We start from the raw sequence: 1,028 nt of genomic DNA, 5'->3' as shown, positions 1-1,028 counted from the left end.
TTTTTCGGTGTGGGATGAGCTCGCGGCCTATCAGCTTGTTGGTGGGGTAATGGCCTACCAAGGCGTCGACGGGTAGCCGGCCTGAGAGGGTGTACGGCCACATTGGGACTGAGATACGGCCCAGACTCCTACGGGAGGCAGCAGTGGGGAATATTGCACAATGGGCGCAAGCCTGATGCAGCGACGCCGCGTGGGGGATGACGGCCTTCGGGTTGTAAACTCCTTTCGCTAGGGACGAAGCGTTTTTGTGACGGTACCTGGAGAAGAAGCACCGGCTAACTACGTGCCAGCAGCCGCGGTAATACGTAGGGTGCGAGCGTTGTCCGGAATTACTGGGCGTAAAGAGCTCGTAGGTGGTTTGTCGCGTCGTTTGTGTAAGCCCGCAGCTTAACTGCGGGACTGCAGGCGATACGGGCATAACTTGAGTGCTGTAGGGGAGACTGGAATTCCTGGTGTAGCGGTGGAATGCGCAGATATCAGGAGGAACACCGATGGCGAAGGCAGGTCTCTGGGCAGTAACTGACGCTGAGGAGCGAAAGCATGGGTAGCGAACAGGATTAGATACCCTGGTAGTCCATGCCGTAAACGGTGGGCGCTAGGTGTGAGTCCCTTCCACGGGGTTCGTGCCGTAGCTAACGCATTAAGCGCCCCGCCTGGGGAGTACGGCCGCAAGGCTAAAACTCAAAGGAATTGACGGGGGCCCGCACAAGCGGCGGAGCATGTGGATTAATTCGATGCAACGCGAAGAACCTTACCTGGGCTTGACATACACCAGACCGGGCCAGAGATGGTCTTTCCCTTTGTGGTTGGTGTACAGGTGGTGCATGGTTGTCGTCAGCTCGTGTCGTGAGATGTTGGGTTAAGTCCCGCAACGAGCGCAACCCTTGTCTTATGTTGCCAGCACGTTATGGTGGGGACTCGTGAGAGACTGCCGGGGTTAACTCGGAGGAAGGTGGGGATGACGTCAAATCATCATGCCCCTTATGTCCAGGGCTTCACACATGCTACAATGGTCGGTACAACGCGTC

Annotated in this window: 1 rRNA gene; it reads left to right on the top strand. The window is 57.1% G+C overall.

The annotated features are described in order from the left end of the window. Positions 1–1,028 (top strand): 16S ribosomal RNA (locus MHY23_RS11820); the annotation flags it as partial.

This window comes from Corynebacterium sp. ACRQP, assembly GCF_022345915.1.
Taxonomy (GTDB): Bacteria; Actinomycetota; Actinomycetes; order Mycobacteriales; family Mycobacteriaceae; genus Corynebacterium; species Corynebacterium lehmanniae.
This window is presented reverse-complemented; position numbering and strand designations above follow the sequence as displayed.